The organism is Rhizobium glycinendophyticum, from assembly GCF_006443685.1.
Lineage (GTDB): Bacteria > Pseudomonadota > Alphaproteobacteria > Rhizobiales > Rhizobiaceae > Allorhizobium > Allorhizobium glycinendophyticum.
On sequence record NZ_VFYP01000006.1, the window covers coordinates 105,368 to 121,119 of the forward strand.

The 15,752-nt window shown below is 58.3% G+C and carries 17 protein-coding genes; 8 read left to right on the top strand and 9 right to left on the bottom strand.

Going from position 1 to position 15,752, the window contains the following annotated elements; translation table 11 throughout:
- Genes FJQ55_RS21595 through FJQ55_RS21615 form a run of 5 tightly spaced genes read left to right on the top strand, consistent with a single transcriptional unit; the run spans position 1 to position 5,082 of the window.
- Positions 1 to 1,947 carry an AMP-binding protein gene (locus tag FJQ55_RS21595; RefSeq protein ID WP_140831897.1) on the top strand — a complete coding sequence of 649 codons (1,947 nt, stop codon included), beginning with the start codon at positions 1 to 3 and terminating at the stop codon, positions 1,945 to 1,947.
- Positions 1,948 to 1,951: 4 nt separating this feature from the next.
- Positions 1,952 to 2,737, top strand: coding sequence for an SDR family oxidoreductase (locus tag FJQ55_RS21600; RefSeq protein ID WP_140831899.1), 786 nt, complete (start codon positions 1,952 to 1,954; stop codon positions 2,735 to 2,737).
- 4 nt (positions 2,738 to 2,741) lie between these two features.
- Positions 2,742 to 3,548, top strand: a complete 807-nt coding sequence (locus tag FJQ55_RS21605; protein WP_140831902.1) for an enoyl-CoA hydratase/isomerase family protein — start codon at positions 2,742 to 2,744, stop codon at positions 3,546 to 3,548.
- Positions 3,549 to 3,553: 5 nt separating this feature from the next.
- Positions 3,554 to 3,916, top strand: a complete 363-nt coding sequence (locus FJQ55_RS21610; RefSeq protein ID WP_140831904.1) for a Zn-ribbon domain-containing OB-fold protein — start codon at positions 3,554 to 3,556, stop codon at positions 3,914 to 3,916.
- A complete protein-coding gene (locus FJQ55_RS21615) occupies positions 3,913 to 5,082 on the top strand; it encodes a thiolase (RefSeq protein ID WP_140831906.1) in 1,170 nt (389 codons plus the stop codon). The genes FJQ55_RS21610 and FJQ55_RS21615 overlap by 4 nt, the downstream gene beginning before the upstream one ends.
- A 169-nt stretch (positions 5,083 to 5,251) precedes the next feature.
- On the opposite strand, the gene alaE is transcribed toward FJQ55_RS21615, so the two are convergent.
- The 4 genes from alaE to FJQ55_RS21635 form a co-directional block, all read right to left on the bottom strand.
- A complete protein-coding gene (gene alaE / locus FJQ55_RS21620) occupies positions 5,252 to 5,704 on the bottom strand; it encodes an L-alanine exporter AlaE (protein WP_140831909.1) in 453 nt (150 codons plus the stop codon).
- Positions 5,705 to 5,767: 63 nt separating this feature from the next.
- The gene (locus FJQ55_RS21625; protein WP_208758253.1) at positions 5,768 to 6,301 is read right to left on the bottom strand and encodes a MarR family winged helix-turn-helix transcriptional regulator; all 534 of its coding nucleotides are present in this window, start codon (positions 6,299 to 6,301) and stop codon (positions 5,768 to 5,770) included.
- Between the two features lie 24 nt (positions 6,302 to 6,325).
- The gene (locus tag FJQ55_RS21630; protein ID WP_140831912.1) at positions 6,326 to 7,213 is read right to left on the bottom strand and encodes an alpha/beta fold hydrolase; all 888 of its coding nucleotides are present in this window, start codon (positions 7,211 to 7,213) and stop codon (positions 6,326 to 6,328) included.
- Between the two features lie 289 nt (positions 7,214 to 7,502).
- Entirely contained in the window at positions 7,503 to 8,417 is a 915-nt protein-coding gene (locus FJQ55_RS21635; RefSeq protein ID WP_140831914.1) for a LysR family transcriptional regulator, read from the bottom strand.
- Between the two features lie 134 nt (positions 8,418 to 8,551).
- Between FJQ55_RS21635 and FJQ55_RS21640 the strand changes: the two genes are divergently transcribed.
- Together FJQ55_RS21640 and FJQ55_RS21645 are read left to right on the top strand one after the other, a co-directional pair.
- Entirely contained in the window at positions 8,552 to 9,577 is a 1,026-nt protein-coding gene (locus tag FJQ55_RS21640) for a zinc-dependent alcohol dehydrogenase family protein (RefSeq protein ID WP_140832005.1), read from the top strand.
- The gene (locus tag FJQ55_RS21645; protein ID WP_208758254.1) at positions 9,577 to 10,521 is read left to right on the top strand and encodes an alpha/beta hydrolase family protein; all 945 of its coding nucleotides are present in this window, start codon (positions 9,577 to 9,579) and stop codon (positions 10,519 to 10,521) included. The genes FJQ55_RS21640 and FJQ55_RS21645 overlap by 1 nt, the downstream gene beginning before the upstream one ends.
- 34 nt (positions 10,522 to 10,555) lie before the next feature.
- Here FJQ55_RS21645 and FJQ55_RS21650 read toward each other — a convergent pair whose 3' ends face one another.
- On the bottom strand, positions 10,556 to 10,984 hold the full coding sequence (locus FJQ55_RS21650) for a MarR family winged helix-turn-helix transcriptional regulator (protein WP_140831917.1): 429 nt from the start codon (positions 10,982 to 10,984) through the stop codon (positions 10,556 to 10,558).
- 111 nt (positions 10,985 to 11,095) lie between these two features.
- On the opposite strand from FJQ55_RS21650, the gene FJQ55_RS21655 reads away from it, so the two are divergent.
- Positions 11,096 to 11,488: a VOC family protein gene (locus FJQ55_RS21655; protein WP_140831919.1), complete on the top strand. Its 393-nt coding sequence runs from the start codon at positions 11,096 to 11,098 to the stop codon at positions 11,486 to 11,488.
- A gap of 225 nt (positions 11,489 to 11,713) precedes the next feature.
- Here the strand turns inward: FJQ55_RS21655 and FJQ55_RS21660 are convergent, their stop codons facing one another.
- The 4 genes from FJQ55_RS21660 to FJQ55_RS21675 form a co-directional block, all read right to left on the bottom strand.
- Positions 11,714 to 12,130: a carboxymuconolactone decarboxylase family protein gene (locus FJQ55_RS21660; protein WP_140831921.1), complete on the bottom strand. Its 417-nt coding sequence runs from the start codon at positions 12,128 to 12,130 to the stop codon at positions 11,714 to 11,716.
- 49 nt (positions 12,131 to 12,179) lie between these two features.
- Positions 12,180 to 12,659, bottom strand: coding sequence for a DMT family transporter (locus tag FJQ55_RS21665; protein ID WP_140831922.1), 480 nt, complete (start codon positions 12,657 to 12,659; stop codon positions 12,180 to 12,182).
- A 12-nt stretch (positions 12,660 to 12,671) separates the two neighbouring features.
- Positions 12,672 to 14,135, bottom strand: coding sequence for an amidohydrolase family protein (locus FJQ55_RS21670; protein ID WP_140831924.1), 1,464 nt, complete (start codon positions 14,133 to 14,135; stop codon positions 12,672 to 12,674).
- Positions 14,136 to 14,753: 618 nt separating this feature from the next.
- Entirely contained in the window at positions 14,754 to 15,626 is an 873-nt protein-coding gene (locus FJQ55_RS21675; protein ID WP_208758255.1) for a LysR family transcriptional regulator, read from the bottom strand.
- Between the last annotated feature and the right edge of the window lie 126 nt (positions 15,627 to 15,752).

Sequence of the window (15,752 nt, forward strand, 5' to 3'; positions counted from 1 at the left end):
GTGACAAAGGTATTATCGATCTGGACACCTGGAGACGACATTGTCGAGAACGCGCAGGTCTCGAAGCTTGCTCGTTCGCTTGGATGCGCTGATTATGATGAGCTTTATGCTCTCTCGCTTGCGGACCCACAGCGTTACTGGGACGCGGTCAACTCGTTTTGCGTCATCCGCTGGCGTCATCCTTACTCAGCTTATGCGGATTTCTCGCGTGGGCGGGAGTTCCCCGTCTGGTTTCCAGGCGGCCGCCTGAACTGGACCGACACCCTGCTCGACCACGCCGACGACGGGCCGGACAGACCCGCCGTCACGGGTGTCTCGGAGAACGGGGAGACGGAGACATTGACCTATGGCGGGCTGCGCGCGAGCGTCAAGCGCGTTGCCGCCGGGCTAAAGGCTCAGGGTGTCGGGCGTGGAGACCGTATCGGACTGCTAATGGAGAACGGCGTCCCCGCAACGGTGACGTTTCTGGCAATCAGCTATATTGGCGCGGTTGCGGTGCCGCTGTTCAGCGGTTTTGGCAGTGATGCCATACTTGCTCGACTACAGTCCTGTGATGCTTCCGTTCTCGTTGTGACCACGGGCTTTGAGCGGCGCGGCAAGTTCGTCTCTACCAGGCAAACCGTCGAAACTGTGCGCGCAGCGATGCCGGCCAATGTAAAGATCATACAGAAACTGTCCCCTTCCGGACCAAGCGAACTCTGGCCCGGCGCTGGCGATTGGGATGATCTCGTCCGGAACGGCGTCATGGACGAGCCCGAGGTGATGGAAACCTCAGATCCGTTCATGCTGATCTACACTTCCGGTACCACCGGCAAACCCAAAGGCACGGTCCACACCCACGGCAGTTTTCCAATTAAGGTCGCGCATGATTCCGCCGTGCATTTCAATGTCTCGCCTGCTTCGACCTATTGCTGGCCGGCCGATATGGGGTGGATTGCCGGTGCTCTCGTGCTCACCTCGGCGCTTAGTCGCGGCGCGCATCTCGTCTGTTACGATGGTGCGCCGGATTATCCCGATTGGGGCCGCCTTGGCCGCTTGATCGAAACCCATCGTATCACCCATTTCGGATCTGCGCCGACCCTGATTCGCGGGCTTGCGGCAAACGAGGCGATCAGCACCGCAGCAGACATGTCGACCGTCGAACTCTTGATCACCGCCGGCGAGAGCATCGCGTCTGAGCATTTCACGTGGTTCCAGACCAAGATGGGATCAGGCAACAGCCCGGTAATCAACTACACGGGGGGGTCGGAGGCGTCCGGTGCGCTTCTGTCGAGCGTCGTGACGCGCCCAATCATTTCGGGCAGCTTCAATGCACGATCCCCCGGCGTTGCTGTGGATGTCGTCAATGCCGAAGGCCATTCCATCACCGGAGAGGTCGGCGAACTGGTGGTCCGGGAACCGTTCATCGGCATGACGCAAAGCTTCTGGGGTGACGACGAACGCTACCTTGAGACCTATTGGAAGACCCTTCCGGGCGTCTGGGTACAGGGCGATCTGGCGATCCACGACGCAGACGGCAACTACGTTCTGGTTGGCCGTTCCGACGATACGTTGAAGGTCGCCGGCAAACGCGTGGGCCCCGCAGAAGTCGAGGAAATTGTCGTCGAGATCGACGGCGTCAAAGAGGTTGCTGTGATAGGGGTCGATGATCCTGTGAAAGGACAGTCAATTGCAGTTTTTTTGACCGCGTCTGATAACAGCGGTGAAGGGCTAGTTGCAGAGGTCGGAAGCCGTATTCGCGAAAGGCTTGGAAGGCCGTTCTCTCCCAAAGCGGTCTATCTCGTCACCGATCTTCCTAAAACGCGCAGTTCCAAGATCATGCGCCGCGTCGTCAGATCGATCTACTCCGGTCAGCCCGTGGGGGACGTTTCGTCGCTGGTCAATCCGGAGGCGATAGAGGCAATCCGCGCGGTCCTCGAACAGCAGAACGAAACTGTAGGAGTATGAACTCATGGATCTGATGTTGAAGGGAAAGCGGGTTCTGATCACGGGGGCATCGCAGGGCATCGGTGAAGGTTTGGCGGAGGTCTTTGCCGAGGAGGGCTGCGATCTTCACCTTGTCGCGCGCCAGGTCGAAAGAATGCACGCGCTGGCAAGCCGCCTTAACGAACGCTACGGGGTGGATGTCAGGGTTCAGGGGGCGGATCTAACGCAACCCGGTTCCGTGGCACAGATCGCGGCGGAAGCGGGCGACGTAGACGTGCTCGTCAACAACGCCGGTGCCATCCCTGCCGGGAATATCTGGCAGGTCGATGCCGAGGCGTGGCGCCGGGGCTGGGACGTGAAGGTCATGGGCTACATCGACATGACCCGGATATTCTATGCCCGGATGAAGGCGCGGGGGCACGGTGTGATCCTCAACAACATCGGCAATGGCGGGGAGAACTTCGATGCGCGCTACATTGCCGGCAGCACCGGCAATGCCGCGCTCATGGCGTTCACCAGGGCTATCGGCGGGCCGAGCCTCGACGACAACATCCGGGTTATCGGCGTCAATCCCGGGCCCGTCGCGACGGACCGCATCATCAAGGTGCTCAAGCTGCGCGCTCAAGAGCAGCTCGGCGACGAATGCCGCTATGAGGAATTGATGGCGAACTACCCGTTGGGGCGGGTTGCCAAGGTGCGGGAGATCGCTGACCTCTTCGCATTCCTCGCCTCTGAACGCTCGGGCTATACCTCGGGCACGATCATAACGGTGGATGGCGGCATTACCTCCCGCCGTTCGATCGGAGGATGATGCGATGAAGAACTATAAAAGTTTCGACAGCGTCGTCGTGGACCGGCCGGAGGAGGGGGTGTTGCGGGTTCTGCTGAACCGCCCCGACCGGCTGAATGCACTCGACGAGGAAGGGCACCGGCAACTCGCCGATATATGGCGGGTCATCGCGCGCGACGACGACACGCGCGCCGTGCTCCTCGCCGCCGAAGGCCGTGCGTTCTCCGCCGGCGGCGATTTCGCAGTGGTCGAGGATCTGGCCGCCCGTCCCGAGGCGCGGGCGCGAATGTTCCGCGAAGCCCGCGATCTTGTCTTTGGCATCATTGATTGCCCCAAGCCAATTGTGTCCGCGATTAAGGGTTCCGCAGTCGGTGCGGGGCTTGCAGCAGCATTGCTTTCCGACATCCCGGTGGCGGCGAAATCGGCAAAGCTGGTAGATGGCCATGTGCGGCTTGGCGTGGCCGCAGGTGATCATGCCGCGATCATCTGGCCGCTGCTGTGCGGCATGGCTAAGGCCAAGTACCACCTGCTTTTGAACGAGCCTGTGACGGGCGAGGCGGCCGAACGCATGGGGCTCGTCGCTCTATGTGTGGAGGATGATGCGCTCGAAGCCGAAACGCTGCAGATTGCCGGGCGGCTCGCTGCGGGATCGCCCTCGGCCCTGCAATGGACGAAACATTCGCTCAACAACTGGCTACGGCTCGCAGGCCCCAGCTTCGATGCCTCGCTGGCGCTCGAGATGCTCGGATTTGCTGGTGAAGATCTGGGCGAAGGCCTGCAGTCGCTTCGGGAGCGCCGAGCCCCTTCATTTTCTAAAAAATCAGGAATGTAACCACGATGGGCCCCCAAGCCGAGTATTTCGACCTGTTAGGCAAAGGTCAGTTCCGTATCCAGCGCTGCGACGATTGCACCGCCGCGGTCTTCTATCCGCGCACGCACTGCCCCAATTGCGGTGGCCCGCTTGGATGGTTTGCACCGGAGGGATCGGGCGTCGTCTATTCCGCAACGACCGTTCGCCGGAAACCCGAGGCCGGTGGGGATTATAACGTCGCGCTGGTCGATCTGAGCGAAGGGGTGCGTCTGATGACGCAGATTGTGGGATGCGATCCGGGGGAGGTTCGCATCGGCATGCCTGTGCGTTTTTCCGGCGTAGGCCCGGCGGGCGACACCGTTCTCTATCGTCCGGAGGATCAGCAATGAGTTGGGATCTGCGTGGAAAGGTTGCCATTGTCGGTGTCGGCCAAGCGGGGCTTGGCGCAGCCGAGGGGTTCACAGAGATGGAGATCCTCGCACAGGCGGCGCAAACCGCCATTGCCGATGCCGGTTTGGCGATGCGCGACATCGACGGACTGACCACGGCAAGCGTTCTCGCGCCGATGTGGGCGATGCCGGTGATCGAATATCTCGGAATTAAGCCGTCTTTCATAGACTCTACCATGCTCGGCGGGTCGAGCTTCGTGGCGCATATGATGCCCGCGATTCACGCTCTAAATTCCGGCCAGTGCAATGCCGTTCTGGTCTGTTACGGCAGTACGCAGAGAACATCATCGATCAGCCGCAAGGTCATCGCCGGCGTGCGGCGCGACTTCGACCCACAGCCCTATGAGTATCCCTACGAGCCGCTCAATCCGCTCAGTACCTACGCGATGGCGGCGGCGCGGCACATGCACGAATATGGTACGACGCGCGAAAACCTTGCTGATGTCGTCGTCGCCGCCCGTGCCTGGGCCCGGCTCAACCCTGAGGCTTTGCGCCGCGATCCTCTGACGCGGGAGGAAGTTCTTGCCGCAAGGATGATCTCGGACCCGCTGAGCGCGCTTGACTGCTGCATGGTAAGCGACGGTGCGGCTGCCTATGTCATGGTGCGCGCCGATCGGGCGAAGGATCTGCCGCATCCGCCAATCCATGTGCTCGGAAATGCCACGCGCGTCCATGGGCGGCAGGGATCTTCCCTGCCGAGTCTGACCGAGACGGCTGCGGTGGAGTCGGGTCGCGAAGCCTTCAAGATGGCCGGCTTCCTGCCCAAGGATATCGACGTCGCCGAACTCTACGATGCGTTCTCGATTAACACGATTCTGTTCCTTGAGGATCTCGGGTTTTGCTCAAAAGGCGAGGGAGGCCGCTTCGTCGCCGACGGGGGAATCGCTCCAGGCGGTCGGCTTCCCGTTAATACGAACGGCGGTGGATTGTCGTGCATTCATCCCGGCATGTACGGCGCCTTCATAACGGTCGAAGCAGTCCGCCAGTTGCGCGGCGAGTGTGGTGACCGTCAGGTCAAGGGAGCCGACCTGGCTTTGGTGCATGGCAACGGCGGGACGATCTCAAGTCAGTCGACGGCGATACTCGGGACGTCCGCGACGCTGTAACGGCCGATTTCAAAGCAGCTCTAGCCTCGGATGGCGCAGATCGTGTTGCGAAGCGCGAACGTCGGCACCGCTCACCTATGGATTCGTTTCTGGTCATTCTCGTCCGGCTGGACCGGGTCCTGACCGACTTCCGGTTCCTCTAGCGAAACCACGGCGTCCACGGGGAAGTTCACGTGTTGAGCGACATCGGTTTCAAGTTCCCTGGCGGAAGGCCAAACGCGTGACGAACAACGTTCAGGAAAGCTCCATAGGGTCTGCCGAGCAAAATCATCATGAGCGCGGCCCCGATGATCCCCCGAACGAGGCCACCTCCTGATGCACCACTGAAGGCGATAATGCCCGCGTATATTGGCACTTGGAAGCTTAGAAGCGCTAGGCTGTCCCAAAACAGTTGTGACACTCTCGTTTCGCTTGCATGAGCCATCATCCAGTCACGCCATAGGCCATAGGGTCTCCCCACCGGGAGCATAAGCAAAGCCCCTATGAATCGCGCTTGAGCGACCTCGTTCCAAGCCATCCCGGCAATGAAACGTTCATTAATCACGCCGGTTGCGGTGAAGAACACGACCAAGGCGGTCGTGTCTGCGATGTAAGCTCGATGCCGTTTCAATACTCCGGGCACAACTGTGATCCTCCTCAACTTTCATCTGAATCTTTCTGTTTCGGCTGGAGGCGTGAGCAAAGATTACCCGCTTTGATCCTCCTGAAGCATCCAGCCCGGCGTGTCGATACGCACAGACGGAGCACCGACAAGCAACCTTAGCTCTGCCTCAAGCGCTTCGAGCTTGCCAATCCCGATCTCATGTGCCCATTGATTGCGAAGATCTTGGAAGACCTCCGCGCCCATTTGCATGACTTCGTAACCTAGTTCCGTGATGCGCAATTTCTTGCGGCGAGCATCACCGCGATCAGGCTCGACCGAAATGTATCCGCGCCGCTGAAGCACCGCGATGGTTTTCGCAGCCGCCTGCTTCGAAACCGAGAGGCGCCGCCCCAGATCGGTGGCATTCGACGCTCCTGCGTCTATGGCCAGAAGCGCGTACTCATAGACAGGTCTGAAGTCCGGGTGGCCTCGATGGGCGAGTTCTTTCATCGCCTCGTCGACAAGCTTGCGGAACCCGCCAAGCAGCAAAAGAGCCAGATCGACCCCTAGATTAGACATCGCGGTTCCCATAAAAATCGGTTGACTGGCTTTTACTCTGCTGGCGAGTTTCAGCAAGCCAACAAAGACGCAGACCAACCCTTAAGTGGCGCAAAACCGCAGGACTGCCTCGGCCAGCCGGTCCGGCGCTTCCTGTGCCAGATAATGACCGGCCCCATCAATATGCACCGACGTCACATCCTCTGCCACTTGCCGCATGGTAGTCTCGGTGAACGGGCCGCCAAAGCTACCGACAGCGAGAACTGGCATCTTAAGTTGCGTCACGGCGAGCTCTTTCATGGCTTCACCGTCCCTGAGGAGAGAGCGATAGAGACCCACAGAACCATTCAGTCCATGCGGTCTGGCGTAGGCGCGGACGAACTCCTCTCCATCGGCTTGGGACAGCGCCTCGCCGAGATTGTAGGAAGGATAGACGAGACCAGTGATCAGCTCGCGCTCTCGCCCGGAAAGTATGGAGTTTGCCACGCCGTCAGCGGCAATCGCGCCGATGTACCAAGCACCCCCTACGAGCACATTCGCCAACATCTCTGCTCCAAAACCTGGCAGGCCGGTCTCGATCGCGATCAGCGTGCGAATAAGTTCGCCGTGTTCAGCAGCGACTCGATAACCTACCTGACCACTCACGTCCTGGGCCAGTAAATGAACCGGGCCGAGATCGAGATGTTTGATGAGATGGCACAGGTCGTCGGCCGCGTCGCGACTTGTGAAGTCATCATCAGCAACATCGGAATCGCCAAAACCACGCAGGTCGACAGCGATAACTCGATGCTCGTGCGCCAAAAGAGGAATTAACTTATGGAATGCCCACCAGGATTCGGGAAACCCGTGAACGAGTATGATGGGAGACCCCTTATCGCCGGCGATCACGTAATGAAGGGTCTTGCCGTTTAATTGGACGTATTTGTGTTCGACTTCTTCGATCGTCGCCGATGTCTCTAATGATGCGGAGTTTTTGGATGCAGCAAACATAAGGGAGCTCCATTGTTCGGGGGAGGTGAGATGGACAACCTGGTTAACTATCGCGATAGACAACATGGTTGTCAATAAGCAGATCAGGCAAAATGGAGCGCATGGGATACTTTCCGCAGAATCTGCAGTGGCGCCGCAGTTGCTTCTCCAGTCGGTCAAGACAGCCGATCCCATTTCAGCCGTGAATATCATCGATGCCATTGACTAGAACCTTCACATCCTTCGCGAAGAATAGAAACAGCCGATGGAGGGATTCATGACAGCCGTTGGCGACCGGACGGCTGGGATGTCATTCAACATGCATATGAGCGTTGCTTGCGGATTTTATCGCGTCGATGAAAGCCCTGAGCGCTGCAGGCATGTGCGGCTTGTTGACGTAGTAAAGATGAAGTCCCGCAAGCGGTTTTGTCCAGTCAACAAGAACCTGAACGAGCTCTCCGGAGTTGATATATGGCGCAGCGAGATTCTCACCGATATTCGCGAGACCGAATCCAGACCTGGCCGCATCCAAGAGAAAATCCGTCTCATTTGCTGTGATCACATTGTCGACGTTGATGACAATTACGCCGTCAGGACCCTGGAACTCCCATCGCTGCAACGCGCCACTTTTGTCCCACCGATAGGCAAGGCATCGATGCTCACGCAGTTCACGGGGATGCCGCGGTACTGTTCTTTTTGCGAAATATGCTGGCGATCCGACAACGATCATTCTGAGGTCGGGTGTGAGCCGGAGCGCGATCATGTCCTGTTGTACAAGCTCGCCCGACCTTATGCCGACATCAAAACCTTCCCGGACGATATCCGTAATGCCGTCATCGATAACCAGTTCCAAGCGGACATCGGGATATCTCACAGCAAAATCCGGAAGCATTGGCGTAAGCAGCAGCCGGGCTGCTATCCGGGGCAAGTTGATCCTCACCAGCCCGCGGGGTTCTGTTTGAGCAGTACCGACGTCCTTTGAAGCGTCATTGATCTCATCTATGGCGGGGCGCACGCGGCTATACAATTTCAGTCCTGCTTCGGTAGGCGCCACACTTCGGGTTGTCCGATTCAACAGGCGGGCACCCAACCGCTGTTCAAGCGCACGAATTGTGTGGCTTAGCGCCGAAGGCGACATCCCCATCCGAGTGGCTGCCCGTCGAAAACTTCGCTCCTCCGTCACACAGAGAAACGCCGTCAGCTCAATAAAATCCCCACCCTTCATTGATGCTCTCCAGCACAACTACCTATACAGATTATAGCGGATTATCATCAATAATCGATCATGTAATGCTTCCGGGTGTTTCGAGATGTGGGCCGCGAACTGCGCAAACAAGGAGTCGTCTGGTGGATAAACAAATGCTTCGTTGGGAGATTGACGAAATCGGGCGAGACAGGCTCGAGTTGAAATCGGTCCCGGTCCCAGAACCGGGGCCGAAGGAAGTGCTGGTCAGGGTAGGGGCCGTAGCCTTGAACTACCGTGATAAGATGGTGATCGAAACGGGCAGGGGATTGCCGCTCAAGTTCCCGTTCACACCTGGGTCGGACCTTGCCGGTAAAGTGGTGGGAGTAGGTGAGGGCGTGACTCGCTTTGCGGAAGGTGACCGCGTCATCTCGACCTTCACGCCGGACTGGATCGATGGGTTGCGCCAGGGGAATGCGCGAACCCCGGCCTATCGTACTCTCGGCGGCTACTATCCGGGCGTTCTCGCAGAATACATCGCCATGTCGGAGGAGTGGTTTGTTACCGCACCCACGACGCTCGATATGGTGCATGCAGCTACCCTGCCATGCGCTGGCGTAACTGCCTGGTTCGCATTAGTGGAACGCGCAGGTGTTCAGGCTGGTGACATAGTTTTGATTCCCAGCACGGGTGGCGTTGCCCTCTTTGGCCTCCAGATCGCTAAAGCCAACGGCGCAGAGGTAATCGTGTCTGGTAAAGCCGCCAACGCCGAGCGAGCAATAGCTTTGGGCGCTGATCACTACATCGACAGCGATCGTGAGGATTGGGTCGAGGCGGTCTACGAGCTTACTAATGACCGCGGTGCCGATCATGTCCTTGAGGTCATCGGCGGCCCGCATCTTGCTAAATCGGTACAGCTCGCCGCGGTAGGCGGCCACATCTGCCAGATCGGAGCTCTCGAGGGTTTCGACATCAGCGCGCCTGCCATGCCACTCATGCTGAAGGATGTGACTATCCATGGCATTGGAACCGGAAGCCGCAGGGCGTTGACCCGCCTTGTCCGGGCAGTCGATCAAGCCAAGATCAAGCCCGTCGTAGATTCCACGTACGCTTTTGCGGATTTGCACGCAGCATTCGATCATCTCGACAAAGGTCCATTCGGCAAGGTCGTGATCGCGGTCAGTGAGCTCGGAGAAATCTGATGGCCTTCGAAACGTCAACCTTCAAAGACGCAACGGTTCACTCGGATATGCCCGTCCTGTCGTTGAGGTCTATTCGATTAGCAGCTCCCGAACGCGGTGATGACTTGCGTGTCCGCGTCAGCGCGCCAATCCAGGGTGCAGCGCTCCCGGTTATCGTCTTCTCGCACGGGTTCGGCTCCTCCATGGATGCCTATGGTCCGCTTGTCGATTATTGGGCGGCGGAGGGTTTTGTCGTCGTGCAGCCGACGCATCTGGATTCGCGCCGACTTGCTCTGGCTCAAGATGATTTGCGGCGCCGCGATTTCTGGCGTCACCGGGTCGCCGATCTGACAAACGTGATAGATCATCTCGCGACCATCTGCGCCTCAGTTCCGGGATTGGCTGGACGAGTCGATCTTGAATGTATCGCGGTCGCGGGCCATTCGTTCGGCGCCTGGGCTGCCAGTATGCTGCTCGGCGCCCGGACAAAGCTCGATGGTGTGGATCGATCGGATAAACGGGTTTCAGCGGGTTTGCTGCTCGCTGCCGGCGGGCTGGGTGGCGACAGCTTAACGGAAATGGCGATTGCACAAACCCCCTATCTCGACACCGACTTCGCCGGTCTCGACAGACCAACTCTGGTCGTAAGTGGGGACGACGATTACTCACCGCTCACGACGCGAGGACCGGACTGGTTCCGCGATCCCTATCTCTACAGTCCCGGTGCCTCTGCACTGCTCACGCTGTATGGAAGCAAACACATGCTTGGCGGGATCTCAGGCTATGGCGCCGCCGAAACGGATTTCGAGGAGCCGAGACATGTCGCATTGGTCCAGCAATCGACGACAATCTTCCTAAGATCGATCCTGAAACCGGATCCATTGGGTTGGCAGAATTTCTGTGAAAGCCTCAACCTGGAAAAGGGCAGCTTAGGCGAGGTCGAAAGCAAGAATGTTAATCGGTAATTGGTTTCGGATGCGTGAGCGGAAATGTGGAAGTTCAACCCTCTAGGCGATCAGCGCACCTAGAGAGGAGCTTTATGAATTCAGGCACATTAGCTACTCCCACCGCGTCGCATAAAACGCGCTCGATAGATTCGACAATTTCTTGAGCTTGCTCAAAGACCCTCGTTCCAGACTCGGTCAGTGCGGTTCGGAGAACGCGCGCCTGCTCCGGATGTGGTGAACGAATGATAAGATCGGCACGCTCCAGGTTCGAAATAAGACCCAGCATCGTAGAGGGTTTTACAAACGCGACGCGGGAGAGGTCGGCATTTGACAAGCCGTGCTCCTTTTGGATCGCTGCCAAAACCGCATATTGTGGCGCAGTCAGATCAAGTGCCCGCAAATCACGATCAACTCTCAGGCGATAAGCGTGTTGCGCCCTCTTCAAGAACGCTCCGACCGGATAAACCAGCTCACTTGACATGTTAGGACCCTAATACGATATTAGGGTCCTAACATAGTCTTTCTTTCGTGCGTGGTAAACTATCGGCTGTTGCGGTCAGGAAACGGGCACTGTCTCGGTAGGGAGAGCCAAATGTTTAATCACATCATGGTCGGGTCTAATGATATTGATCGTTCAAAACATTTCTACGACGCTGTTCTTGCTGTTTTGGGTGTCGATGAGGCAAAGGAAAATATAGCCGACAGCGGACACATCCGACTGTTCTACCGGCAAAGTGGCGGAACATTCTGTGTCAGCCAGCCGATCAACGATGCATTGGCGACAGCCGGTAACGGCAGCACCATCGCGTTCAAGTGCAGCTCCGCCGAGCAGGTAAGGCAGTTTCACGATGTTGCAGTTGCTCACGGGGGGACTTCGATTGAGGATCCGCCGGGGCTGCGTAACAGCGGCTTGAGCGGGCTCTACCTAGGCTATGTGCGAGATCCAGATGGGAACAAGCTCTGCGCAATTTATAGACCTGATTGACGCAGATGTGAGACCGGATCTAGGAAAGCACCATTACATGACGGATGAGGCTGGCTTCATTCAAGATGGTATCGTTAGAAACATTGTATTGTTTTGCCGGCCCGCGACCAGACCAAGCTCGTGCCGAATGAGGGTAAGCGAGAAGAGAGCACAACCTCGTGGAGCTGTGAGATGTCGCCATTAAGGGGGGCGCCGTGCGTGGGTCCGTCACATAGGTAAAGAGCGTCATTCGGAGGGCGGTTGTTCGTTACCGAGGGGTTCATCAGATCCGGCAAACGCCGCCTCGGCGACCTGTAGAGCCGCCAACCCGGCCGGAAGTCCTGCTCCCAGAGCTACCTGGTTCAAAATATCGACGACCTCATCCTTGCTGAGCCCGGCCCTGAGCGCTGTGCCGATCCTCAACTTCAAAACTTGTGCTGCCGTCGCTCCAAGAGTTGCGAACACGGCGACAGCTACAGCTTCCTGAAGCCGTCGATCAAGCGCCGTTTGTGCCATCACGTCGCCGAATTCCCATTCCAGGGCGCGACGGGCGAAGTCCGGTGAGATATTCTTCAAGCTATCGATGAACGCCTCGGCAGGGTGGCCTGTAAGCTCTTCGAATTTAGCTTTTCCAAGTTCCAGCCGATTATTTGCCGTGGTCATTTGAGTCTCCTTGGTTCATGTGGTGCTGCTGCCATACCTTGGCTAGGCTCTAGGCAGTGTGACTCAGCCAAGAGAGGATACGATCCCCAAAGAGGGTCATGAGAGCTCCGCCGATAACGAACACCGCGCCCCAGAGCTTCACCTGAGTCACGGGAAGGAGGGGGGAGTTCAGCAGCCCGAACTTGTCGATGAGCAGCGACGTTACTAATTGTCCGGCGATAACGAGGATGAGGAGATTCGCCAGCCCGATCCTTGGAGCCAGAATGACAGTGCTGAAGATAGCGCCCGCTCCCAGAACACCTCCTATCAGCTTCCATGGAGCCTGCGACGGAAGAGCTGCGACAGCGTTCGCCAGCCCCCCATGAAGGAATGCCACCAGACCCAAGACGACCGCGCCGGACGCGAACGAATAGAAAGCCGCACCGAAGACATTGCCGCCGATACCGGACGCCAGCTGTGCGTTCACCGCGGCCTGGACGGAGATTGCGCAACCCGCGGCGAAGGCGATCAGGAAGTAAAGCGCAAACATGCCGTTCTCCTTTCAGTGTTCTAGAGCAAATTCTTCGGCGAAAAGATCATCGCGGAACCCGACGGCCCCGAAGAGGTAGCTGCGGGAACTCTCGGTAGCGCGCCTCAGCTTCGGCATGTCCACGCCTACGAGCTTGCCGTCCCGCTTGCGTACGATCCCACCGATGATGACCGTCTCGACGTTTCCGCGATCCGCTGCCGCGGCAACGGTGCCGAGGGCGTTGGCGGAGGGATAGAGATTGATGTCGTTCGCGTTGATGATGACGATGTCGGCCTGCTTGCCTTCGGCGAGGCTTCCCGTCTTATGCTCCAGTCCGGCGACGCGAGCGCCGTCGATCGTGGCAGCCCGCAGCACGTCCCGCATGCCTACGGGTTTCGGCGCGTTCTGGTCCCCCCTTAGCTTTCTTCCCTGGGCGGCGCTTCTCTGAAGGTAGAAGGCCGTGCGCATCTCGGTGAACATGTCACCGCCATAGGCGCTCTCGTTGTCCACGCTGAACCCGGGGCGCAGCCCATTGTCGAGGGCGTCCTGGTATCCAAAGAATCCCGCTTCAAGAGCCCAGTGAGCGTCCGACCTCGGGCACACATTGACCCGGACGCCTGACTCGGTGATCAGGGACCACGCCTCCGGGCTCAACCCGGTGCAGTGGTTGAAGACATTGTCCTTGCCGAGGACGCCCGCCTTCCGGAACGCTGGCAGCATGTCGGACATCTCCTTGCCGAAGAACTCGGTGACGAGATCAAGTCCAAGCTTCCTTCCTACTGCCCATTGCTCGGCATCCGGCGCGGTCATCATCGCCAGTGTTACGAGATCTTCGGTGTCACCGAACTTCTCTTTCTGGAGTTTCGCGAGGTCGTCGTACCAACTGTCTTTCTGCCATGTTCCGGCAAGGGGCGCTCCCGGCGCGTGGACCGCACGGATTCCGGCGGCCCGCAATGCCTCCACCGCGGCCCGCGCATGGTCGATGGAGCGACTGTTGTGCGAGTTGTCGATGATCGTCGTGATTCCGGCGTCGATGCAGCCGAGCGCCGTCAGCATGTTGCCGACATACATGTCTTCGGGGCGGTACTTCGTCGCGAAGGAAAGGTGCGTACCCTCGAGATAGTTCTTGAGGTCCGCCGAGTTCGGGTTGACCCGCCGGAGCTGCCCCTCCCATGCGTGCCTGTGGGTGTCGACGAACCCCGGAATCGCAATCTTGCCTGCGGCGTCGATTACCTCGGCGCCGCTGACGGCGATCTCCGTCGCGATCTTCCGGATGACGGAACCTTCTATGAGAATGTCTCCACGTTCCAGATCCCCCGTTGCCGCATCGAGGCTGAGAATGGTAGCCCCCTTGATCAGGATTGGGCGGGAAGGGTCGGTCCTTGAGCTGCGTCTATCGGCAGCCAGAGCTCGAGATGGCCCCGGGCCGTCCGATGCGATGGTTGCGGCAGTGATTGCGGAAAAGCCAGCGAGGAAGCCGCGGCGAGTTGATGTCATGGTGGCACCTGTTCGTGTTGTTCTGATTGAGCACTGTCGACTTGGAAGATGCCGACAGCGCGGTACGCCTCAGCGTAGGAGGCGACTACCTCCTGCTTGCCCGCCATCGGCTGAGAAGCTTCAGGCTGTGATCTGGCTGAAGTTGGTAAGTCTCCTGGAACCGCTCCCCTGCGACGTGAAGATATGATCGAAGTGGCTGCCGACCGGTGATTGGGGAAGGTATAGTGGAGCTTGATGATCGAGGGAGAGAGGCTCTACTCGATAGTCGACAGCGTAGGCCGGGAGAGCGTTGACGGCGGCAAGCGCAGTGGCCACAACCGGTTTCATGGCGTCATCCTTTCCTCAGCTACGCATGCGGAAGCGTGTACACGCCGACCGCTGTCGGAGGCGCGCTTTGGTCGCGTATGACCGCTCCGATGCGGTTGTTTTTTAATGTTCCGTTGCGGGCCCAAACGCGGGCTACGGCGTACTAGATGAGCGACTTGAACGAACTTCGGAAGCCATTGTCACGGCAATTCATTGTTCAAGAAGTTTGAGCAATCTGCCTAAAGTATGGTGTCGACGGGTAGCGATAGGCCGACCCACCTTCAGCATGCTGCGATTGCCGCGATGCCGCGCTCATGTGGTGGCGAATATTCCCGCGCTCCAATCGACGAAAGCTCTCATAACGCTCGATAAGTGACGGGACGTGGGGTAGATGATCGATATCGGCATCTCCGGCGGGCGGAAACGAGGCAGCAACTCTACCAGCCTTCCATCTTCGAGGTACGGCTTTACGATGTAATCGGCAAGCCTGACGATCCCATGACCGTGCAGCCCCAACGCCAGATACGATGATGTCTCGTTGACCGATAACTGGCTCTGCACTGGTAATGTCAAAGCAGTTCCATCGCTAAAGTATGTCCACTTGTCACCTCGACCATCGCCATAGAAGTAACCAATCAGTTCGTGCGAAGCGAGGTCGTGAGGTATGCCTGGGACTGAACGTCCCTCTAAGTAAGCCGGCGACGCGCAGGTTATCCAGTTAAACCCACCAATGCGACGGCTAATAAGCGCCGAGTCGGCCAAGGGACCGGTCCTGATAGCGCAATCTATTCCTTCCTGAATGAGGTCGACGCGCCTATCATTGGCTCCGACGTTCAGTTTGATGCCCGGGTACCGCTTCCTGAAGTCACTTAGCGCCGGGATGATGACGGAGGTGGCGATAGAGACGGGCATGTCCACGCGGATCCGGCCCTGCAGCGCTGTGGCGCCCCGCCTCAGGCCAGACTCGACGCTTTCAAGATCCTCAAGGATGCGGCAGCAGTGATCGTAAAATGCCTCACCGTCAGCTGTCAGACTTATATTGCGGGTGGTTCGTTGTAGCAATCGAACCCCAAGATATTCCTCTAGACGGTTTATCGCCATGGTCACGGAAGAGCGAGGCATTGACATCGTTGCCGCTGCCTTGGCCAAGCTTCCTCCTTCGACAACGCGAGTGAATATTTCCATGGCTCTTAACCGATCCATACAATGCTCCTGTCTCCATTTTGGCGCGCGTTGTCCCCTAAGCAGCCAATGACCAGCTCAAATCAAACGTGTGACGCACCTGCGATGCTGTCTCGAATTGCATGAGCC